The 22,507-nt window shown below is 36.5% G+C and carries 23 protein-coding genes; 10 read left to right on the forward strand and 13 right to left on the reverse strand.

Going from position 1 to position 22,507, the window contains the following annotated elements; translation table 11 throughout:
* Positions 1-84: 84 nt before the first annotated feature.
* A complete protein-coding gene (gene rpsO / locus RSA43_04585) occupies positions 85-354 on the reverse strand; it encodes a 30S ribosomal protein S15 (protein MEG2496550.1) in 270 nt (89 codons plus the stop codon).
* Positions 355-975: 621 nt separating this feature from the next.
* On the opposite strand from rpsO, the gene RSA43_04590 reads away from it, so the two are divergent.
* A complete protein-coding gene (locus RSA43_04590; GenBank protein MEG2496551.1) occupies positions 976-1,449 on the forward strand; it encodes a nucleoside deaminase in 474 nt (157 codons plus the stop codon).
* Positions 1,442-1,717, forward strand: a complete 276-nt coding sequence (locus RSA43_04595; GenBank protein ID MEG2496552.1) for a hypothetical protein — start codon at positions 1,442-1,444, stop codon at positions 1,715-1,717. The genes RSA43_04590 and RSA43_04595 overlap by 8 nt, the downstream gene beginning before the upstream one ends.
* On the opposite strand, the gene RSA43_04600 is transcribed toward RSA43_04595, so the two are convergent.
* From RSA43_04600 to RSA43_04615, 4 genes are all read right to left on the reverse strand, one after another.
* Complete coding sequence (locus tag RSA43_04600; protein ID MEG2496553.1) at positions 1,693-2,373, reverse strand: hypothetical protein; 681 nt, start codon at positions 2,371-2,373, stop codon at positions 1,693-1,695. The two genes, RSA43_04595 and RSA43_04600, sit on opposite strands and share 25 nt — an antisense overlap.
* 79 nt (positions 2,374-2,452) lie before the next feature.
* Positions 2,453-2,977 (reverse strand): DUF720 domain-containing protein, encoded by a 525-nt coding sequence (locus RSA43_04605; GenBank protein ID MEG2496554.1) that lies wholly within the window; start codon positions 2,975-2,977, stop codon positions 2,453-2,455.
* A gap of 7 nt (positions 2,978-2,984) precedes the next feature.
* The gene (locus tag RSA43_04610; protein ID MEG2496555.1) at positions 2,985-3,503 is read right to left on the reverse strand and encodes a DUF720 domain-containing protein; all 519 of its coding nucleotides are present in this window, start codon (positions 3,501-3,503) and stop codon (positions 2,985-2,987) included.
* An 8-nt stretch (positions 3,504-3,511) separates the two neighbouring features.
* Entirely contained in the window at positions 3,512-4,015 is a 504-nt protein-coding gene (locus tag RSA43_04615) for a DUF720 domain-containing protein (protein MEG2496556.1), read from the reverse strand.
* Between the two features lie 310 nt (positions 4,016-4,325).
* Here RSA43_04615 and RSA43_04620 point away from each other — a divergent pair, with 310 nt between their 5' ends.
* Positions 4,326-4,559: a hypothetical protein gene (locus RSA43_04620; GenBank protein MEG2496557.1), complete on the forward strand. Its 234-nt coding sequence runs from the start codon at positions 4,326-4,328 to the stop codon at positions 4,557-4,559.
* An 82-nt stretch (positions 4,560-4,641) separates the two neighbouring features.
* Positions 4,642-5,850 carry a hypothetical protein gene (locus RSA43_04625; GenBank protein MEG2496558.1) on the forward strand — a complete coding sequence of 403 codons (1,209 nt, stop codon included), beginning with the start codon at positions 4,642-4,644 and terminating at the stop codon, positions 5,848-5,850.
* Here RSA43_04625 and RSA43_04630 read toward each other — a convergent pair.
* The 3 genes from RSA43_04630 to RSA43_04640 are packed head-to-tail and all read right to left on the reverse strand — an operon-like array spanning position 5,807 to position 7,948.
* A complete protein-coding gene (locus RSA43_04630) occupies positions 5,807-6,688 on the reverse strand; it encodes a methionyl aminopeptidase (GenBank protein MEG2496559.1) in 882 nt (293 codons plus the stop codon). The genes RSA43_04625 and RSA43_04630 overlap by 44 nt on opposite strands.
* 13 nt (positions 6,689-6,701) lie before the next feature.
* Positions 6,702-7,337, reverse strand: a complete 636-nt coding sequence (locus RSA43_04635; protein MEG2496560.1) for a MarC family protein — start codon at positions 7,335-7,337, stop codon at positions 6,702-6,704.
* 2 nt (positions 7,338-7,339) lie between these two features.
* The gene (locus RSA43_04640; protein ID MEG2496561.1) at positions 7,340-7,948 is read right to left on the reverse strand and encodes a MarC family protein; all 609 of its coding nucleotides are present in this window, start codon (positions 7,946-7,948) and stop codon (positions 7,340-7,342) included.
* An 88-nt stretch (positions 7,949-8,036) separates the two neighbouring features.
* Here RSA43_04640 and RSA43_04645 point away from each other — a divergent pair, with 88 nt between their 5' ends.
* Positions 8,037-8,687, forward strand: coding sequence for a nucleoside monophosphate kinase (locus tag RSA43_04645; GenBank protein MEG2496562.1), 651 nt, complete (start codon positions 8,037-8,039; stop codon positions 8,685-8,687).
* Here the strand turns inward: RSA43_04645 and RSA43_04650 are convergent, their stop codons facing one another.
* Complete coding sequence (locus RSA43_04650) at positions 8,688-10,457, reverse strand: ABC transporter substrate-binding protein (protein MEG2496563.1); 1,770 nt, start codon at positions 10,455-10,457, stop codon at positions 8,688-8,690. It lies immediately after the preceding gene.
* Positions 10,458-10,546: 89 nt separating this feature from the next.
* Between RSA43_04650 and fumC the strand changes: the two genes are divergently transcribed.
* Positions 10,547-11,935, forward strand: coding sequence for a class II fumarate hydratase (gene fumC / locus RSA43_04655; protein ID MEG2496564.1), 1,389 nt, complete (start codon positions 10,547-10,549; stop codon positions 11,933-11,935).
* Here the strand turns inward: fumC and RSA43_04660 are convergent.
* A complete protein-coding gene (locus RSA43_04660; protein ID MEG2496565.1) occupies positions 11,932-13,635 on the reverse strand; it encodes a SulP family inorganic anion transporter in 1,704 nt (567 codons plus the stop codon). The two genes, fumC and RSA43_04660, sit on opposite strands and share 4 nt — an antisense overlap.
* Before the next feature lie 195 nt (positions 13,636-13,830).
* Here RSA43_04660 and RSA43_04665 point away from each other — a divergent pair, with 195 nt between their 5' ends.
* From RSA43_04665 to RSA43_04680, 4 genes are all read left to right on the forward strand, one after another.
* Positions 13,831-15,168 (forward strand): NhaD family Na+:H+ antiporter, encoded by a 1,338-nt coding sequence (locus RSA43_04665; protein ID MEG2496566.1) that lies wholly within the window; start codon positions 13,831-13,833, stop codon positions 15,166-15,168.
* 64 nt (positions 15,169-15,232) lie between these two features.
* Positions 15,233-17,056 (forward strand): protease-like activity factor CPAF, encoded by a 1,824-nt coding sequence (locus RSA43_04670; protein MEG2496567.1) that lies wholly within the window; start codon positions 15,233-15,235, stop codon positions 17,054-17,056.
* Positions 17,057-17,166: 110 nt separating this feature from the next.
* Entirely contained in the window at positions 17,167-18,093 is a 927-nt protein-coding gene (ispH, locus tag RSA43_04675; protein ID MEG2496568.1) for a 4-hydroxy-3-methylbut-2-enyl diphosphate reductase, read from the forward strand.
* A gap of 78 nt (positions 18,094-18,171) precedes the next feature.
* Positions 18,172-18,795 carry a hypothetical protein gene (locus tag RSA43_04680; protein ID MEG2496569.1) on the forward strand — a complete coding sequence of 208 codons (624 nt, stop codon included), beginning with the start codon at positions 18,172-18,174 and terminating at the stop codon, positions 18,793-18,795.
* On the opposite strand, the gene RSA43_04685 is transcribed toward RSA43_04680, so the two are convergent.
* From RSA43_04685 to RSA43_04695, 3 genes are all read right to left on the reverse strand, one after another.
* A complete protein-coding gene (locus RSA43_04685; GenBank protein ID MEG2496570.1) occupies positions 18,781-20,259 on the reverse strand; it encodes a hypothetical protein in 1,479 nt (492 codons plus the stop codon). The genes RSA43_04680 and RSA43_04685 overlap by 15 nt on opposite strands.
* Positions 20,260-20,361: 102 nt before the next feature.
* Positions 20,362-21,960 (reverse strand): hypothetical protein, encoded by a 1,599-nt coding sequence (locus RSA43_04690; protein ID MEG2496571.1) that lies wholly within the window; start codon positions 21,958-21,960, stop codon positions 20,362-20,364.
* A 3-nt stretch (positions 21,961-21,963) separates the two neighbouring features.
* Positions 21,964-22,497, reverse strand: coding sequence for a SycD/LcrH family type III secretion system chaperone (locus tag RSA43_04695; protein MEG2496572.1), 534 nt, complete (start codon positions 22,495-22,497; stop codon positions 21,964-21,966).
* Positions 22,498-22,507: the final 10 nt, after the last annotated feature.

Below are 22,507 nucleotides of genomic sequence, written 5' to 3' on the forward strand. Positions count from 1 at the left end.
AAAAACCCAAGGACAACCTCAACGTAAAAAACCAAAGCTATCCCTGAAAAGAATAAAGAATACAGTAACGTATTATTGAAAAAATTATTTGCGGAGATTGAGTCTTTTGATCAAATTCTTATATCTCTCAGTGTCCGTTGAATTTAAGTATTCTAAGAGTTTTCTTCTTTGTCCCACGAATTTCAATAATGACAAACGAGAACTATGATCCTTAGGTGCTCGTTTCAAGTGCTCCTTTAACTCAGCTATATGCTCAGTCAAAATCGCGATCTGAACATCCGCAGAACCAGTATCTTTTTCGTGAAGTTGAAATTTTTTCGTAATTTCCTCTTTCGTGCCCTTATCCAAAGACATTGGGATTCTCCTCGTTTTTACGGCGATTATATACAGCTTGCTGTTAAAGTACAACCCTTGTAACGGATAAAAATTTTCATGCTGGATGCTTATAACGGTTTCTTGTTATAAATTGCCTTTTTAAAGACCCGAAAGATGCTTGAAATGTCATATAATAATTGTCTGTAAAGATCTCGCATCTTGTTTTCCGATTGTTGTGAGTGATATAAAGAGCGATTTAAAAAATGAGTATTTAGATTAGACAGTCGGTTACATATCTTTTATTAATGTTAAGTTCATGGCGAACAGATGGTTAATCAAATATACGGATGTCTATGATTTTTTTGAAAATCGATTGAAAGACTTACGAAATCATTTAGAAAAAATAAGTTCGACATTTTCAAAATTAAATTTTGTCGTTTTTCAGAACAAGAGTCCTCTATTATGCTTCGCAGATTTCTCCTGAAGTGGCGATACGAATATTTGAGGAATTCAAAGAATTTATAAGGTTGCATAATCATGAAAAAAAAATTATCTGGGATACGCCGGAAATATTTTATTGCTCCCGTCTTTTTAAAAAACAAATTGCTGGTTTGCATAAGAAATTTCATTGCAAAACTGATAATTAAAATCGGTTAAAATATGGATGATATGTCTAATGATATCAGATTTATGAGACTTGCTTTGGAAGAAGCGGAAAAGGCATTTTTTGCGGATGAAGTTCCGGTCGGGTGCATAATCACGAAAAACCGAAAAGTTATTGCTCGGGGGCATAATCGAGTTGAATCCTTAATGGATTCGACCGCTCACGCCGAAATTTTATGTATAGGAAGTGCAGCAACAGCGCTTCAAGATTGGCGACTTTTGGATACCGTTATGTATTGTACATTAGAGCCGTGTCCGATGTGCGCGGGTGCGATTTTGGCGGCTCGGATCAAACGGATTGTCTGGGGAGCTCCGGATATCCGTTTAGGAGCCTGTGGGAGTTGGACAAATTTATTTTCCTTAAAACATCCTTTTCATACGGTTGAAGTGACATCCGGGGTTTGTAGTTTTGAATCCAAAAATTTATTACAGAAATTTTTTAAAAATAAGAGAATGGAGCAAGATGGATGAGATTTTCAAATTGAAATTATTTTTTCTTTTAAATGAAATGTTTGAACGACAGTCTTCTAAGTTGCTCTTGTTAGCCAAAAATATCATCCCGAATATTACGATCGAAGACGTGCTTCAACCGATGGATCTTGAAGATTTAGAAAGTAATATTTTTTTTAAATTTGAAGAGGGAGTTCTTTCGGGGTTAGGAGAGGCTCGCGCTGCTGTTTTCGCCTTTTTTAAAGACTTAGAATACGAGCAACTTCAAAAAGAAAGTTCGGATATATAAGGATTAGGTATACGTTCCATTCGACAGAAAAGAACCGCGACTCCAATAGATATAATGGAATTGAAAACGGTTATTAATTGATTTTGTGAAATTAGAACCGAAAATACGAATCCTACAATGATAAGAGCGATCCATTTAACGGAAAAATAAATGGGCAAAGGAGGTAATCCTATTTTTTTTTGAGGATCGAGGAATATACCGACCGTCGTTAACCCTATTGAGAAGGGTAAGATTCCGTATACGGTGTTTCCCAGAGATTTAGAATACATCAAGAACAATGAAAACAAAGCTACGGATAGAATTTGCATGAACCAAAAGAGGATGAATTTTATATTTCCTATCTTCTTAATAAAAAGATTAAGCATTGTTTGTTGAACGAAATACATCAGCGTGGCTTTAATTAAAAGCCCTTGAGAAAACACTGAACTTGTGGAATTTACAAACGAATAAGTAAAGAATTGCCAATAATGTTTCGATGCAATCCCTTCTAGGGATAAACCGAAACGGTAGGACAGAAAATGCCAACCAAACCGTGCAAAAACAAAATTCATTATCGGCGAAAGGATGGAAAAGACAAATACACCCAAAGGAATTTGCTTCAATATTTTCGTCACTAACGGATTAGCACTCGTTCTATTAGGGAAAATAATTCTCATTATTCCTTAATATCTTAAATAACCAGTTGGATTATTATATAACAATTTTATTTTTAAAGGAATTTAATTGCTAGCTAACTCAATTTTTAGGGGCGGATGTTAAGTTAGCTTTATAACTCAATTCTCCTAATGTTTTCAATAAACCATCCGCTGTTTGCATGATTTGCATTGCTTCACTAACGGTTGCATTAACGGATTTTTGATTAATTTGAGCTCTTTGTTGAGCACTTCCCAGTTTTCCTTGCAAAAATTGTCTTAAGGAACTGATTTGTTGGTTTTTGGTTTGAAATCCTTGAATTTCGCCGCTATTTTTATAAGGCTCGTCATCGCCTTGTTTTTCTTTATATAATTTGGGGACTCGTAATAGTTCCGTGGCCATTAATTCATTATTAAGACGTTGCTGTTGTTTGGTGTTATCTTGAAGTAAAGCCATTATTGTCTGCGTGACATTGTTTGTCGACTTAGACAGGTCCATGAGATACATGATGCAAAGGTACAGTCCCGTCATATTATTCGTTGTTCCCGGATATAATTGAACCGGGTTAAGTTCTATTGTCGTTCTGTCTGAAGGTACCACTATGGCAGATTTTAGTATTGGTTCCATGTTTTCCCTAGATATTGGAAATTAAGCTTACGATTTGTGAAAAGGTTTGTATAAGAGCTTGTCCGACTTGTAGCGATTGCTGGATAATGTTGTTATTCGTATTCAGGTTACTTGAAATAACTTGTGCTCCGTTGTTCAGACTGGAAATTTGGTTCTGGATAGCCTGTCTGGAAGCTCCAACAGCTTGGTTGGTAGCTTGAATATCTTGTAGATATGAGGGTTTCAGATCTTCGGGAGTAGTCCCGTCGGCTTTGTAAAGTTTGTTTTTCGGAATCGTTACATACTGATACAGTGCTTCTTGGTTATTCAAATAAGTTTGAGAAGAGGCATTGTTTTGGAGTTCCTGTGCGATAATCGATAAATTTTCTTGTGCCGTGAGTATCGATTGATAAACATAATATACTGTCGAAATTAAGGGATTTTTTGAATCCAGGAATCTTTCCATAATATTCTGCGAAGATGTTCCTGAAACAGCCGCATTAAACCCGTATTGCGATTTTTCCGTTTTGGTGGTTGGTAAGTACATAATTAGTATTATCCCGGAGGTTGATTGATTTGGTTAGCCAAGCTACCTATTGTCGACATGGTTTTAAGAAAAGCCGAGTCTTGGGAAGCTAGTTGTTGTATAAGATTAATATTGGTTGACGCGTTCGTTAAGATTATCTGACCGTTTTGACGTGTGGTAATAAGAGCATCTTGTATGGTCGAACGTTGTGCGGAATAATTTTGATTAGCATTTTGAGTTTGAGTAATTTCGGCTTCGGTAGCCCCTGAATTCACGACTCCGTACTTAATTTGACTTATTTGATCGTTAAGCTCTTGCTGAATGTTTGTATTGGCATTTAATTGTTTAGATTGAACGAGTACCGTCTGTTGTCTTGTTGAAATAGCATCTAAGAGTAATGTGAAAATCGTATAAAGTGCCGTTCCGAATTTTTTGGATGCCTCATTCGATCCTCCTGCTCCCGGAACTACTACTATGGAACTTGATATGATATTACTATTTTTTTCTTTTTTATTATTGAATTGAACAAACACAGAAAAAAACCTTTTATATTTTTATTTAATTTTGACAAAAAAAATTAAATAATCGAAATAGTTTTTTTTATAATGATTAATTTTTTCAAATAAGAATTCTTATTTAATGGATGAAAAAATTGAGAATCAAAAGGTTGAAGTGTATTCTCAGGAATATGTGTAAATAACATTTAGTGAAAACATCAAAGATAATAATATGGTGCCGATGACGATAGTGAACGGTCATGAAGAAAAACGAAAATCTCATTTTATGTGCAATATAGTGAGTGTTGTATGATTTTTATTTAAACACATCAATTTTCGGAGATATTTGGTATTTTCGAAGATCGAATTTATTTGGGAACGGCTTGTGATATACGAAGACGCTGATGATAATTTAAATGGTTACGTGCTTATTACCTGCGGAGAAGAGAAGGGAAAATTACAAGTGAATATGACGTATCAAGGTGATCCGATGTTGATAAGTTACTTACTGGAATCGGCTCAAAAGAATCTTGAACAAGATGATAGGGAATTAGTTTGGAAAATGACGGATTTTTCTTAAAAAGGAAATAGTGATGCTGTCTTTTATGAGGAATGGATATTTAAGGTTCGTTAGTTTTAAGAGTATATTTGTTCAAAAGAGGTTGTCCCATTTAGGGTTAGTAATTTCTTTAAGAAATAACATTCGTCCTTTTATCGATTTGAAAGGGATTTGTTTTTCCTTAATTTTGCATTTATTAGCTTTGTTGCAGATTTCTGAATATTCCGGCATATCTCCGGCTCTATATAGCTGTTTATATATCTCAGGGTTTTTCTTTGTTTTTTTATTTTCTTTCTGGGGCGTTATTCTTTCATGCGGAATAGTTATAGCTCTCAGTACGTGCCTGTTATTTACATTTGATAATTTGCATGATATTTTATGGATGCAAGGGGCCTTTCTTGTGTTACATATCAATTATATTTTATTATTCTTGGGCTTGTTGGATGTACAAGATATCAGAGAGGGTGAACGAAAAATTTATGACGAACGACTGGGTGTGATAGCACAGGAAGTGGAGTCAAGTAAGACCTTATCAAGGGACTTATTATTGCTAAAAGAGCAATCGGAAAAAAAGATAAAAGATTTAACGGCTCTTTTAGAGCTTAAGGAGATGTCTCTAGTAGAGATCAATCATCAGTTCTCCTTTATTGAATCCGAAAGACAATTTTTGATTAAGAATCGTTCGGCTTGGTTGAACGATTATCAAGTTCTTCATCATAGATTTATTGAATTGAAGGACGAATATCAATCGTCTTCCACCTGTATTGAGGATAAAAATTCTCTACTTAAAAAGATAAGCGATCTTCAAATGCAATCGGCTTGTTTAGAAGAACAAAAAATGCAGTTACTCGATCAATATACGGAGATCAATGAAATAAAGGATAGTATTAGTAAAGATAATCGTCAGCTTCAAGAAAAAATCATGTTATTAGAGCAGGAAATTACTACTTTAAATCAAAGACCGATAACGGAAATTCTTGAAACCGTCGGCGATAGAACTAATATATCGGAACAAATATGTGAATCTCAGGACTTATCAATCGTTTATCGAGACATGAATAACGAGTACAAAAGACGATATCTGCAATTAAGAGAGCAATTTAAGGATAAGGATAGACATTTGTTTACATCTCGACAAGAGCTTTTTAATGTAAAAGACAAGCTAAATGCTCTTAAAATAAAAGAGGAGCTTTTTTTGGAAAGTGAGCCGGATGATCTACATATAATCGGAAACTTACTAGATGTAATCTCAGAACTCGAAAAAGAAATTATTCTTCTGGAAGAGTTAGTATCTCATAGCCGGAATATGTAATAAGAACCGTATGTTCCCACTGAGCGCTCGGCTTTCCGTCTAAAGTTCTGGCTTCCCATTGATTGGACGGATCAATGGAACCTTTATTAACACCGACGTTGATCATGGGTTCTATAGTGAATGTCATGCCTGGAACTAAAGGAATATTGCTTTGATTGTGATGATGGAATACCTGAGGTCCTTCATGAAATCTGATTCCGACACCATGTCCGACAAATTGATCGACTACCGTAAATCCATAACGTGCCGCGACATTTTCGATAATATTGCCGATTTCATATAACGGCAATCCGGGTTTTAAGATCTTAATAGCTTCTTCCAAAGCTTCAAGAGAAGCCGAGCAGACATCTTGTTTTTCTTGTGAAACGGTGTCGATTAAGACCATTTTACTGCAGTCACCGTAATAACCATCTACGATACAAGAGACGTCGATATTCAAAATATCTCCGGATTTTAAGGGAACATTATTCGGTATTCCGTGACAAATAACTTCGTTCAATGATGTGCAAATAGTTTTAGGAAAAGGAGGGGTTCCATAGCCTAAAGGAGCTGGGATGGCATTGAACTGTTTATGTAAATCAATTGAAAGGTCATTCAGTTCATCGGTTGTGATGCCAGCTTTAGCGTAGTTGCAAATCTTATTTAAGATTTTTGCGGTAACTCTGCAAGCCGTTCGAATTTTAGAGATTTCCGTTTTGCTCTTAATTAAAATATCATACTTGGAAGCATATTCTCGTTTGATCTGTTCTTCGGATGAAAGATCATGCAAGAAAGGATAGTGACAATTTTTCCATTTTTTTCCGCTCAAACACCAACAGGGATCATTTTTTTTTATCATAGATGATACCGAACTAAGAAAGACCCAGTTGTTTCAAACAATGGGTTAAATTAAAGGCTGAAAAAAACCCTTTGATAATCAGATTTCCTCCCATCAGTAACAACAACAGACCGAATATTCTCTCTAAAGCATATAATCCGTTTTTCCCCATAGCTTTATAAATAGGTCCGGATAATAAAAGCGTGAATAGCGAGCCCATCCAAGCAATCAAAATAGCTGTTAAAATGATGAATTTAGGATGTGCACCGCTTTGCATATAGACTAATAAATTCGTCAAAACGGCCGGACCCGTTATAATAGGAAAAGCAAGGGGAAAGAAGATTGGTTCTTTATTGGAACTTGTCTTGGTTTTTTCGGAAAGTTCAGTCGAAAGAGGGCTAACGAAAACCATTTTCAAAGCCACCAAAAAAAGAAGCAATCCCCCACCTAATTGAAATCCGTAGAATTTTATGTTAAACAAATCAAAAAACTGTTCACCGATAATAATAAAAACGAGAATTGCAAGTAGTGCAAAGATCATCTCTCGAATAATAATTTCCGACTGTCTTTTTAGAGAGAAATTTTTTAATAAAGTAACGAAAGCAGGAATAGAACCGAGCGCGTTAAAAAGAACATAAAACAATAAACTTAGATTGAGCAAAACTTTCATAATCAATAAGAAGGTATTAGAGCCAGTTGCAATCCGTCAAGAATAATTTGAACGCCGATTATCGTGATAACCAAACCAATGACTGCTTGAAATCCTTTAAAAAATTTATCGGTCATAAATTTTTTAAAGACGAGATGCATTAAAATAAGACTAACACCTAGAACAAACCAAGCACAAAGAATATTTTGTAAATTACGGATAGTTGAATATGGGGGAATGATTAAAAGCAAGGCCGCAGCAAACCAAGAAGGACCGACAATTGTGGGCATGGCAACCGGAGCGAAAAATCCAAACGGTTTGCTATCCTGCCCTAACTTAGTTTCCCAATCCTTTAGATCGGTTTTATTAAAAGCTGATCTGAGTCCGGAAATAAGAATCACGACGCCAGAAGTAAACTTTAAAGCTGAAGAGGGCGTTTGTAATACGTAAAGAGCTCCTAGGGCTATGAAATAAAGCACAAACATCCCTAACAACGAAGCAATCAAGCTTAACATGAAAAAACGTGAAGATTTTTCACTCTTCAATAAACAACGATGAATAATCTGCCCATTCGTTAAAGCATCTGCCGTAAAGACCAAAATAAAAACTGAATGCAAGTCAAAAGAAGACATGAGAAGAGTTTCCATGATTTTCAACATTTTTTACAATATTAAATTATGAAAACATGGTTTTTTTTTCGGTTTTGTTTAGAATACGCTTATGGTCGATAAAATAATTTTAGATGCAGTTAAGAAATACACGGAAAAATTTTCGTCGATTTTACTTTTCGGTCCTCCTGGTTCGGGCAAGAATATGCTTGGCAATTTTTTAAATAATGCCGGAAGTCAAGTGCATTTGTCTTTAGGAGAAATTTTTCGTTCATATCCCACTGAATCTTTAATTCGACAATTTTTTCATAAATATGCTTTTGCGGGACTTTTAATTCCCGATGACGACGTTGTTACTATTTGGAAATATTATGTACAAGGACTGATTGCTACAGGTCGCTTTTCTCCGGATAGGCAGGATCTTGTACTCGATGGATTACCAAGGACCGTTAAGCAAGCTGAATTATTGGAAAATTATCTTTTAGTCAGACATATCATTGTATTGGAAGTTCGTGATGAACAGGAACTTCTGACAAGGACTCGAAAATTGATTCATGATCGAGGAATAGTTGAGGACATGAATATAGATGTTTTGAAGAGACGACTCGACAATTATCACAGAGAGATCACCGGCCTTCTTAGTTTTTACCCTTCACACCTTATTTCTAGAGTAAAAGCCGATCAAAAGCCTATCGAAGTGCTTCGAGATGTTATGGTGAAATTAGCACATGTCTTGGCTAATCCGGGTCAAAAATACGGATAATTAAAAAGATTCCAAATCGATTTGAGAACGTTCATTCGAAAATCCTTTCAAGGAATTGTTTTTTGTTAACCAATCACTTATTTCAAATAGCATTCGGTCGTCGATTTTATCTTGTGTTTTTGCCAGCAAAGGGAGTGTCTTATCCCATTGAAGGGCCATGTTTTTCTGGATCTTTTTGTTTTGAGGTGCGTATTTAAAAAAAATTTGCAGAGATTCTTCGGGGTTATGGATGCAAAAATTGATGGATTCATTGAGAGCTTTGCGAAAAGAAGAAACAAAGTGTTTTTCTGAAAAAACGGTTTTTTGTTTGGCTACGATAATCATTTGAGGAGCATCGGGGATTCCGTAAGAACTGGGAGAGAAAATTTTTAATTTTAATCCGAGAGATTCTAATTTGATGCCTTCGATATTCCAAAAGGCACCGTATAAGACATCGATTTTTTTTAATACCATCGGAGATATTAAATCCGCACTGACATTTTTAACCTGTTTAGGAACAACACCGTGTTTTTTAAGATTATTTAAAAAAACGCTGGGATCTTGGCTATTAAAGTATAAACCGAAAATTTTTCCGTTCAGTTCGGATATATCGTTTATCTTAACGTCGGATTTTCGATAGATTAACCCGCTTAAAGGAAGTTCTATAAGCTGTCCGATAATTTGTACCGGACTTCCTTTAAGATACGCTTTAACCGTTCCCGTTGTGCTTTGTATGATTAGATCGGCTTTTTGAAACAGCAGATGAGAGAGAGTATTCCCGCCATCGATACACTTTCTTATCGAGAGATCTATATTTCGATTTTCAAAAAATTTTTTTTCTTTCCCTACATATAAAGGAATATGATTAACGTTAGGCAACCAATCCAATAACAGTTCCGTTTTCCGTAAACCGACTTTTGATATTTTTTCGCTTTTATTTTGTTTTACACAGATCCAAATCCCCACAAGCACTAGAGTTAGTGTCAATCCAGTTAGAACACATTTCGGATGGGATTTTCTGTTTGAGTTTATTTTTTCCGATTTCGTAATTCTGAAAGCACGAAAAAATACCTTTTCCAAATACAAAATTAATGAATAAAAAGAGATGGTTAGAACACTTAAAGTAAATAAGGCTCCAAAAGTCATTTCCAAATCGTAATTTCTTCTTGTTTCAAGAATTAAAATGCCCAATCCGGAAGTGCCGGCTACCCATTCACTGGCTATAGCTCCAAAACCTGCGCCGGCGGCGGCAATTTTCAATCCCGAGAAAATATGAGGTATGGCGAAAGGCAATCTCAATTTAATTAGAGTTTGATTGTAAGTGGCTTTGTGAACGTTAAAAAATTCCTCAAGCTCGTTCGGAGCTGATTTCAATCCTTGACATATGGTTAACGTAAGAGGAAAAAAAATCATTAATGCATTAGGAATAATGACTGCTTGAACTCCCCAACCGAACCAAAGGACGATTAAAGGCGCCAGCGTAAATAAAGGCAAACATTGAAAAGCTACGAATATAGGTTGAAAAAAAGATTTTGATTCTTTGAATCTGTCCATGACTATGGCAAAAGAAAACGCCAATCCGAGAGCAACCAAAAATCCTCCGATCATACCCTTAATCGTTACGAGAGCCTCATGGAAAAAAATCGAATGAGACTGTTTAATGGATTCACAGATTTTTGAAGGAGGCGGGAACATTAGGGCTAAAGCAGGATTGGTTCTAGAGCTCCATTCCCATAAAAACAATAGAGCGACTAAAAAAAACAAACCTAAAATAGATAATCTTCTATTCACAAAAAAACTACCTTTAAAATGAGAAATGATTGTAACTTTACGTAATAAATATTACAAAGTAATTTGATTTGTTCTTAGAGGGGTGCTTTATGGGGCTGCGCAAAGAAAAAGATAGTTTGGGAGAAGTGTTCGTTCCCGAAGAAGCTTATTATGGAGCTCAAACTGCTCGTTCCATGAATTTTTTTTCTTGGGGACACGAAGTTATGCCGGAGCCCATTATTCATGCTTTGGCTTTGATTAAAAAATGTGCAGCTTTGGCTAACCGAGATTTAGGATTAATTTCGGAACGCATCACTGATATGATTGTATCGGCAACGGATGACGTATTGTCAGGCCAATTTAAAGAACATTTTCCTTTAAAAGTATGGCAGACGGGAAGCGGTACTCAATCGAACATGAATATGAATGAAGTTATCTCTAATCTCGCCATTAAACGTCATGGAGGCATTTTAGGGAGCAAAACCCCAGTACACCCCAATGATCACGTTAATTTATCGCAATCATCGAATGATGTTTATCCGACTGCTATGCACATTGCCGTGGTATTGGAGACGAAAAAGTTATTGATCCCTGCTATTGAGAAATTAAAAAATGCTTTGAAAAATAAAAGTCTCGATTTCAAATTTTTAATCAAAATCGGACGTACCCATTTGATGGATGCCGTTCCCATGACTTTGGGACAGGAATTTTCAGGATACGTTGATCAAATAGAAAAGAATTTAGAACGTATAGGGTTTTGTTTAACCGGTTTATATGAGTTGGCTATAGGAGCTACTGCAGTAGGAACAGGAATAAATGTGCCTAAAGGTTTTATAGAAAAAATTCTATATTATTTATCTAAAGAAACTAATGAACCGTTTGTTCGTGCGTCCAATTATTTTTCCGCTCTTTCGTGTCACGATGCCTTAGTATTCTTTCATAGTGCATTAGTTACTTTAAGTTGTTCGTTAACAAAAATAGCTACGGATTTGGCTTTTTTGGGATCGGGACCCCGTTGTGGATTTCATGAACTCATTTTTCCGGAAAATGAGCCCGGATCTTCGATTATGCCTGGAAAAATCAATCCTACACAATGTGAAGCAGTGAATATGGTATGTGCTCAAGTGATGGGGAATAACCAAGCTGTGATTATGGGCGGTTCTAGAGGAAATTTTGAACTTAATGTGTTTAAGCCCGTGATAGCTCATAACTGTCTGCAATCGATTACTCTGTTATCGGATGCAATGACTTCTTTTGCTGCAAATTTTGTCTTCAGTTTAAAAGCCAATGAAAAACGGCTTAATGAATATGTCAACTCTTCTCTCATGTTAGTCACGGCTTTGTCTCCTAAGATAGGTTACGACAATTGTTCGAAAATTGCTTTAAAAGCTTTTCATGATGATCTGACCTTAAAAGAAGCTTGTTTGATTTTAGGTTTTCTTTCCGAAGAAGACTTCGATGCATTAACGGATCCGAAAAGCATGGTGGGTAATCTTTAAAGAGATTTTTGTTCCAGCCTTACTAGAGCCTTAGCGAAATCGAGAGCATCTTTCAAATTAGAGAAGATATGGTCTTCTCCGATAAGCTCGTCCAGGTGGTATCCTTTTAAATCATTTAAAGGAGTTTTTTTGACTCCCGAAAGCAGAAGCACGGTGTTTTGTTTTTCGCATTCCAGATAGAATTCCTCAAGTGCGTGCATAGCTGAAGCGTCTATAGTTGGAACTCGACTCATTCTTAGAATAAAAACTTTAGGAGGTTTTTCTATGTCATTGAGCAAATTTTTTAATCGGTCGGCAACTCCGAAGAAAAAAGGACCGTTAATTTCATAAACTTCGGTGTCGTCCGGAATATCTTGTTTCATTAAAATTTCCGAATCTTCTTTTGAAGAGGTTTTAGTATCGTCGAAATAATTTGCGGTTGAAACAACGTCTGAAAGATCACTCATTTGTTTCATAAATAAAAAGGCTGCCAGCATCATTCCTATTTGTACGGCCGAAGTAATATTGGTCAATACCGTAAGAGTAAATACGGCAATCAGAACCAGGACATCTTGTTTCGGAGCAGTGAAAAGATGTACGAAATGATGAATTTCGCTCATGCTCCAAGCAATCATGATTAGCACCGCCGACAAACATGCCAGAGGAATTTTCACCGTTAAAGGACATAAAAGAAACAGTACTACAAAAAGGAATAGAGAATGAATCATTCCTGCAAGAGGAGTTAATCCTCCGGATTTGATGTTTGTTGCCGTTCTGGAAAGGGAACCGGTGACGGGTATTCCTTGGAAGAACGCGCTTCCTATATTAGCCAATCCTTGAGCCATTAATTGACAATTGGATTGGTGTCTTTCTCCGGTCATGCCGTCTGCGACAACCGCAGATAATAAGGTTTCTATACCAGCCAAGACTGCGATTGTAAGAGCATCCGGCATAAGAGCAAGAATTTTTGTTAAACCGAAATGCGGTAACGAAGGCAGCGGAAAAGATGAAGGTGGTGCTCCGTATCGACTTCCGATAGTAGGAATGTCAATATTAAATAAAGTAGCTCCGACGCTAACCACTACTAAAGCGATCATCACGCCCGGATAGCCTGGCTTATATTTTTTGAAATAAATAATAATAAGGAGAGTTAGCAAACCGGCTGCTAAAGTCTTGGGATCCCAGGTCCATAAATAATCCCAATAAGCTTTCCATCTAGACAAAAATTCTACGGGAAGATTGTCTCCCATTCTTAATCCCAAAAAATCTTTAATTTGCGCCGAAAAAATGATAACGGCGATCCCTGTAGTGAGACCGGTCACGACCGGATAAGGCATATACTTAATGAAATTACCCAGTCCGATTAGAGCAAATCCGATGAGTAAACACCCGGAAAGCACGGTAACCAGAATAAGGCCGTCAAATCCGTGTTTAGCCAGAACGGAATAAAGAGCGATAATAAAAGTACTGGTGGGCCCGGATATCAATAATGTGCTTCCTCCAAGCGCTGAAGCAATGAAACCTCCGATAATAGCTGCATATAATCCCTGCTGCGGAGGAAGTCCGACACCAATTGCTATGGCAATGGCTGTAGGATAAGCTATTACTCCGGTAGTAATGCCGGCTATTAAATCTTTTTTAAGAGATTTAAGAGAGTAACCTTCTTTTAAACAAAAGAAAATTCTTGGAATGAAATGTTTTAACGACCAGGTATATTTCATAATTTTTTTTTTCGAGGCGGAGTTGTCTCAATGAGTAAAATTTTTACACGGTCATTAATTAATACGGAATAGTTTTTTAAAGTATTTTGATTAATGGAATGTCAGAAACAAAATATTTGATTTTTTGTTTAATTTTTAGATTTTTTTCTGACTTATTAAAGAACTTAGGTGCATAATTTCCTTGTCCGGGTCACGGTGTATCATTCCCATTCTTTTAAACAATTGAAGTATATTGGTGGCGTGATCTTAATTTATGAAGATGTGGTAGAGCGTATGTTGTTGTTGGAATTGGCTTCTTTGTTTCTTATCGGTTATATGGGTATTGTTTTCGAAGGCTTTTTAAAAATTAATAAGTCGGCGGTGGCTCTCATTATGGGTGGAATGATGTGGTTGTTTTGTTTTTTCCATCTCGGTCACGGTTCTTCCGGAGAAATGGCTTTGGAATTAGCAGATACGGCTCAGGTCATATTTTTTCTTTTTGCCGCTATGGCTATTATAGAGCTCATAGACGCTCACAAAGGATTTGAACTTCTTGTTCGTTGTTTTCGATTTAGTTCGGGTTATAGTTTACTTTGGTTATTAATCGGTATATCTTTCTTTATGTCGGCCGCATTGGATAATTTGACTTCGATTATTATTATCGTTTCGATACTCAAACGCTTAGTAAAAAATAGAGAAGATCGTTGGATATTAGGTGCGGTTTGTGTGATTGCAGTGAATGCCGGAGGTGCTTGGACTCCTTTAGGTGACGTTACGACGACGATGCTTTGGATTAACAACAAAGTGTCTTCTTGGGGTATTATCAAATCTCTTTTTTTTCCAAGTGCCATATGTGCCCTAGTTTCCGGATTAGTGGCTCAACTATTTCTGAAAAAACGGCATATTGCAATGCATGACAATGTCAGTAAATCGGATCCTCAACCCGGAGCCTACGTAATACTCATTTTAGGAATAGGTTCCTTGTTGATGGTTCCGGTTTGGAAAACTTGTGTGGGTTTGCCTCCTTTTATGGGAGGTTTGTTAGGATTGGGGCTTGTGTGGTTAGCTAGTGATTGGTTACATCACCCTCATGGAGAAAGTCGTTCCCATTTAAGAGTCCCTTATATTTTAACGAAAATAGATATATCTTCGATTACGTTTTTTATCGGAATCTTAATGGCTGTCAATGCTTTAACATACGGAAAAATACTATTTTCTTTTTCGGAATTTTTGGATCGATTGCTTCCTAGTAGGAATTACGTTGCCGTTGTCATAGGATTGGTTTCGAGCATTTTAGACAATGTACCTTTGGTAGCCGCTACTATAGGAATGTACGATTTACCCACGGATCATACGTTATGGAAACTGATTGCTTATGCTGCGGGGACCGGAGGAAGTATTTTAGTCATAGGTTCAGCTGCTGGCGTAGCTTACATGGGGATAGAGAAAGTTGACTTTTTGTGGTATTTTAAAAAAATTTCCTTGGTAGCTATCTTGGGATATTTCGGAGGTTTAGTCACTTATTTCGTTCTTAACGGTGTTTTGGGTTTATAGTATTTACTTTTTTTTCGATTATTTATTAACATGCTCTCCGTTTTGCTTGCTTTGAAGGAGTGTTATGAAAAAATTATTTGTTAGTTTAGCCTTTTGTTTACTTGTCTCTAATTTTAATGGGATTTGTGGAGAAAATAAAAAATATGGAGTTTGCGACAACTCTCAAAGTATTTTATTCAATGGGCTTCAAGATCTTGATTTCATCAATCATTTGGTGAATACAAAGTATGCGCCTATCTCATGGAAAGAAAAAATTTTTGGGTGGAGTGCAGAAAAGGAATTGCAAAATTTTCGGGACAGGTTATCTTGGCATTATTATCTCAAAGTTTCCCATATACAAGAAGGCATGTTCAAATATTTTGAATCCCTTCAAGATTATCATGCGGGTATTCATTTTTTCGCTACCGAGCGTTCTTATTTACCCCTGGTTTTAAAGCGAACCGTAAATGGGAGCGTATTTGTTGTTGATGCTTTATCCAATATCAATGGATTGAGTATCGGAGATGAGATTATTGAATTTGACGGAGTTCCGATTAGAAGTGTTATTGCTTATAAGATGAAAGGAAAAGGAGGATTGACCGATCTCTCTAATGCAGTTCGAAGTCTGACTTTTGTGTCAAAAGCTGGTGGGGCCTCATATGTTCCTTCTGGTTGTTCCTCTTTATTGTTAAGGAAATCGGATGGGTCTTTAAAAAATGTTGTCGTATCTTGGCACTATACTCCGGAACAAGTGAAAGATCTTCTCAATATTCATACGCATATTCCTACTCCTTACGCAGTTCGCTCTATTTTTAAACATGATCAGAAAAAGACTCAATCAGTAAGTCAATCGCTTAGAACGGATATGATGCCCTTCTTTTGGCAATTCAGGAAACATTGGGAATCTTCTTTTAGAGAACACGGCTTAGGAGCTAAGTTAGGCTTTTTACCTTATTTCGGTCATTCCGTTTTATGGGAACAAGCGACAGGACCTTTCCGTGCCTATATTTGCAAAGTAGTCGATTCAGCTGGTATATCGAAGAACCTCGGTTTTATTCGAATACCTACCTATAGTTGGGAAGAAATGCAAGATGCGGTGGATGAGCCATGGGAATTATTCGGAAAGATAGTTTCTTTCATGCAAGCGCATACTGATGGGTTAATTATCGATCAACAAAATAATCCTGGTGGCAGCGTATTCTATATGTACGGATTAATTTCGATGTTGATTGATCAACCGGTAAGGCTCCCGTTACATCATATGACGATTACTCAAGAAGAAGTAGAATCGAGTGTTAATTGGTTAGAAACATTGAAAGATGTGGCAACGGATTATCAAGCGCAAGCAGTGCTTGGAGAGCATATAGAGGGGCTTGTCACCGATATTCGTTCGGCACGCGCTATTAAAGATTTTTCTCAAAAAATTATTCGAGAATGGGAATTCGGTAGATATTCTTTCACTAATCCTTTGCCCTTGCTTGGATTTGATAAAGTTTATCCGAATCCTTACTACAGGTATACTAAACCGATTATTATGTTAATTAATGAAGAGTGCTATTCTTGCGGGGATCTTATGCCTGCAATTATGAAGGATAACGATCGTTCTCTTCTTATTGGACAAGTTACGGCAGGGGCTGGTGGATTTGTCTATCAAGTAGAATTCCCTAACAGAAGCGGGATTAATTCTTGTTCATTGACGGGATCTATGGCTCTTAGAAAGGATGGCTCTTATATAGAGAATGTGGGAGTAACACCTGATGTGATCTTGAATTTGACGAATTTCGATCTGAAAAGCGGGGATTATAAAGATTATGTGCAAAATGTTGAAAATTTATCTTTATCTTGGATTCAAGAGCATAATTCAGGAATGAATGCTTCGGATCCAGATCCGCACTTTGTTATTCAATAAAGCTTATTGAATAAATAATTGATAATAGAAGCCCTAAAGAAGGATTATCTGCTATTGTTGGATAATCCTTTTTGGTTGGTTATTAATTTTAAAAATCAGCGTTTGTTTTTATGAAGAAATTATTTCTAACAAATCCCAGAGGCTTTTGTGCCGGAGTTGTTCGGGCTATTAATATTGTTGAGACTGCTTTGCTTAAATGGGGGCCTCCCATTTATGTTAAACATGAGATCGTTCATAACGAGCATGTTGTAAAATCTTTACAAGATAAAGGAGTTCTTTTTATAGAAGATTTGGATATCGTTCCTTGTGGTGAGCGAGTAATTTACTCAGCTCATGGAGTGTCGCCGGAAATTCGTCAGCAAGCTCGAAAAAGAGGCCTACAGGAAGTTGATGCTACTTGTGGTTTAGTTACTAAAATTCATTCGGCGGTTAAACGTTTTTCTAAAAAAGGTTTTCAAATTATCTTAATCGGACATAGAAATCATACGGAAATTATCGGTATAAGAGGAGAAGCTCCGGAAAATGTTATCGTTGTTGAAAATATTGAAGATGTAGAGACATTGCCTAACTTTAATGAACCAGTTTTTTGTGTTACACAAACGACTTTAAGTTTAGATGACGTAAAACTTATTTCGGATGCTTTATTGAAAAAATATCCTACTCTTCAAACGCTTCCTACTTCATCCGTTTGTTATGCTACAGTCAATAGACAAAGAGCTTTAAGAGCTATTTTAGATCGTGTAGATTTGGTATTGGTTATTGGAGATAAAAAAAGTTCTAATTCAAATAGACTGTGTGAGGTAGCTATTCGTAGAGGAATTCCTGCGATCTTAATAGGCGATTCTTCCGAAATTTCTATGGATCTTATTCAAAATTATTCGAATATAGGACTAACTGCGGGAGCTTCAACTCCTGAGTATGTGGTTCAATCCTGTATTACCGTATTAAAAGATTTAGGGATCTCTGAAATCGAGTACATCACTTATGTTGAAGAAGATGTTGTTTTTGAACTGCCGAAGGAATTATGCCTTTGTTAAGGATGTTATTTTGGTTAAAATTTTTGTAAGAAGTTGGTTTTCCTTTTTTGACTTCTGTATCAATTGTTTTTTTTTTATTTGAGACATCCTGTCTTTGCACTTATTGATTTGATTATTTTTATACGTAGCTGTTTTTTTAATCCTTACAAGGAAGTTAAACGGGCTAGGGAATCATCTTCGAATCCGGATTCCGGAAATGTTTATGGAGAAACACCTCTTATTTTATTGAAACGGTTATTCGAAACATTCGGACTGACGTCAGAGGATGTTTTTTGTGATCTCGGTTCGGGATTAGGTCGTGTTTCTTTCTGGGTTTATTATTTCGTAAAGTGTAAAAAAGTCATAGGCATGGAACGTATGGAGCGTTTTGTACTTTTCACTTCTAAGGTTCAAAGACTGTTTTTTGCTTCCCGACTCTCATTTATCAGAAGTGATTTTACGATTGATTATCCTAAAGAAGCTACCTTTATTTATTTTTACGGCACTTCGTATTCATCTGAAATAATCAGAGCTACCGCTGAAAAATTAAAATTTCTAAATAAGGGGGCCGTAGTTATTACGGCCTCCTATCCTATTACGGACTTTTTAGAAGAAGGATTTCGATGTACGAAAATCCTTTACGGACGCCTCCCTTGGGGAAGAACCGTTTTTTTTAAGAATGTAAAAGAATCCGATTACGAATGTCCGTTATTGATACAATGATCTCGTAGTATCGTGGTACATCTGTAGAGATTGATAGATAAATTGTTCCAAATTTTTCCAATTGTCTTTAATGTCTTCGATATTACGAGTTCGTTCATCCGCATCTACTTTGTAAGATTCTTTTAGGTGCTCGTCATAACTACGATGACTTTCCGAAAAAGCGGTTTGAACTTGTCCAGTGGCTTTGCTCATATCTGAAATAGCTAAAGTGATTTTACTTGTATTTTCAAAGAATTTTTCGGATTCCATATTTTTTAAACCGGAAAAAACCATTCCCAACTTATTGAGAATTGACTCTCCTTTTATATTTCCGATAATTGGAGCTGCTCCGGAAACGACAGCCATAACTCCTGCTACGATACCGGAAATCAAGAGAGTGTGACCCTGAGCTTTAAAGCTATCGACTACCTTTCCCATATGTGTGAGTTGAAGTAACCGTTGCTCTAATCTGGAATTTTGCTCAATACCTCTGCTTTTGATACAGATCTTCATAACTTCTATGAATATTCGTAAAACATCCAGATGAGACACACGTAGCTTCAAAATCTGAGATAAAATAGATTCCGCGAAAGAAAAGATGACAAAATCTCGTACGACTTTTCCCAAAGTAATCGGTTTTTTTTGAGTCTTGCCAGTCTCTGAAGTCTTGTCGATATCGGCACAGTTAAGTGAGTCATCTTCTTCGGAAGAAGAACCCTCATGTTGTTCACGACCTTCTTTCTCACCGGAACTTTCATGTTGCGTTTCTAGGGATTCATGATCCGATTGGAGTTTTTCTTGCTCGATTTCAGATTTGGTAATAAGTGGTCCTCTTACTCCTTTAGTTTTAGTTGTCGACGTGGTTTCTTCTTTGTATTCAACTTCTTGTTGAGATCGTAGTGGTTTAAGATCTCTTAAAGAAGTTGAGCGATATACTGGAACGTGTAGTAATTGACCGGTTACCGATAAGCAATTTTCGGATTGAGAGCGAACGATGGGGAAGCTTACCGTAAACGTCAGGTCTCTAGAAACATCGACTTGATTTCTTGAAACGCATGTATGACACTCGAGTAGTGATTTATTTTGAGAAACCGACGCCTGATTGGCCGTTGAGCTTGTTATTAAAGATTGCTCCGAAGCATTTTGAGACGAACTCATTGCACTTTTATGTTGAGGGGTTGAATGCTTTTCTCCGAAAGTAAAAGATTGACTTCTTAAAAAACCGCGAGCATTAGAAATGCTGAGCATTTGTTGATTGAATGTTAGTTGATTCAAACGCACAGAATCGATATTCGAGCTCACAATCGCAGGTAATGAAATAGAACTTGCTTTAGAGGAATTTGCTAATAAAATGCCGTTGTTTGTGGAAGACGAAGCAATTATTGTTTCAGACTCCGAAGAGTTTTCTCCTTCATTTACCCCTTCTTGATTTTGTATGAAAGCTTCATTTGGCTGTAATGTGGGGGCTATTGACGATATACTCATATAAATACCTATATTTTAAGAAATTGAGATGAAGATTATAGGCTCGAGATTTTTTTTATCTCAAACGCAATCTTTTTTTTATGAATTATGAGTAGTTCGGTATCAATGATAAAAAATATCATCGGTTCGAGCTATTTCTCTTTCAAGATCAAGCGCTGTCGAAAAACTATCGAAAAGCTGTTCAATAGAGTCTACGTCGGACTGGGCTTTTTCGCTTAGATCATCCCTTGTATGATAGAGTAGTTCCAAATGTCTTTCTGTTTTTTTTATTTCACTCACGGAATTGAACAAACGGAATGACGAAACGGCTTCTCCGATGATAGCTGCCCCGAATCCGCTCATTAAGATTGTTATGATGGTTTGAGGAATGGCTTGTGCCGCTCGGATAGCTTGAGAGATGCCTCCAGTGGCAAAACAAGTAATCAAAGATAAAACCAGACAAATAGCGCTGATACCGATTTTCATCCAAGAAATCACGGCACGCTTTTTAGCTACATTATTACCAGGTAAAAGTTTAGCTATATAATTCCATCCGCCAGTCCATTCTATAAGGGAATTCACTAAGCTAAAAAGTCCTGCAGCTAAGAGTCCCGCTCCCATAATTGCACCGACTCCCGAAAAAATTAAAATCAATCCGGAAATACTACCTAAAAATGAAGCCATCCAAGACAAAAACTTACCTAATACTCCCCATCGTTTGACCGTCGTTTCTTTTTCAATTGCTTCTCGCATTTGCTCAATTCTTTGACTATAGGTGGCATCGATTTCTTTTTGATTGAAATCCATCTCGTTCTTATAAGTCGAATAAGCCGAAAAATCGGACAAGATACCTTGTTTTGTTAATATATAATATAAAGCAAATATACCTGTGTTCGGTAGAGGTAAAATCGGCCTGATTGCAGAAGGTGAAATGATAATATCCGTCGATGTTGCATCCGGTGCTTGTGTTTTTGCATACATGAAAGAAAACGGTGTTTTCTTTGTCTTCATACCCATTATTTGGGATAATTCATCTTCTTTTTCCCGCTGCTCGGAACTTTCTCTTTGATCTCCCTGATCTCTTTGATCTCCCTGATCTTCTCCCGAAGAAGAAGGTTTGTCAAAAATAAAAGAGCTTAGACGATTTTCTAAAAGTTCCGGAAATTTTGTAATGCTACCCAAGCCATAGGATTTAGCGGGTTCCGTTTTGAGCCGGACCTCCCGAAGTTGAGAAAGATGCATTCTTTCCGAAGAAGTGCGGATTAATGTTTCCGGAATATTTGATTGAGGAGAGTTTTTAGTGTTTTGAATAATATTTTTCGAAGCATCTGTCATAGGAAACATGGGACGCGAAGGTTCGAGATTTTTTTCTGGAGTCTTCGTGACGGATTTAAAAAGGAGATGATTTAGAGGGATAGGACGTGATCGCTCTCCTGTCTTATTATAAGGCATTGCTTTTTGTGACGAACCGAATAATATGTATTTTTCTCTTGTATCGGAACAATGATAAAAAGATCGTGACTCAGCAAATTGTTTTTCATAGTAAGATTCATTTTGTGAATTGAATCTTGAAAATAACTTTGCCGTGATTTGTTGACATTTAGTTTTAGTTATCGCATTAGCCTGCGATTCAGGTAAATTAGGTATGAAACCGTCACTATAATTGCAAAAAGAATATGTCGAATTCAATGTTTCATAACGCTCAGATAGCCATGATGTCATAAATCAGACCTCTGAACAGATAGCTTGCTGTTTTTTTATTTTCAAAATTTGACTTCGAATTTTTTCATAAATAGGGCTTTGAGATTTTTCCCAAGCAATCTCAAGTGCTTTTTCTGCTTCTTCCCTTTCTTCTAACAAGCTGTAACAGGCATAAGCATAATAATGAGGAGAGGGATCTTGAGTACGAAGTATTGCCGTAATCCCGTAGGCATGCAAAGCCTTTTCATATTCCTTACTCATGTGAAGAGAAGATCCCAAAGCTATCCAAAATTTTGAAACGTAGGGATTGAAAAAGACTAACCAACGAAAAATCGTTATACTTTGGGAGTAATTTTCATTTAAATAGAACCCATAACCTTCTTTATAAACTCTTTCAAGTTCTTCAGTAGTTATTTTAAAAACTTTTTGAAAAGTTTCTTCTTTCATCAGTTCAGAGGGAACGAAATCTTGCATGTATCTTTCAAGATCATCAGGGAAAGGGTAGCTCGTTTTTTTTTGTTTCGCAATTTTTTCTAAGAGTTGATTCAAAGCTTGCATAAATGATTCT

This window comes from Victivallaceae bacterium, from assembly GCA_036659455.1.
Lineage (GTDB): Bacteria > Chlamydiota > Chlamydiia > Chlamydiales > Chlamydiaceae > JAVXCN01.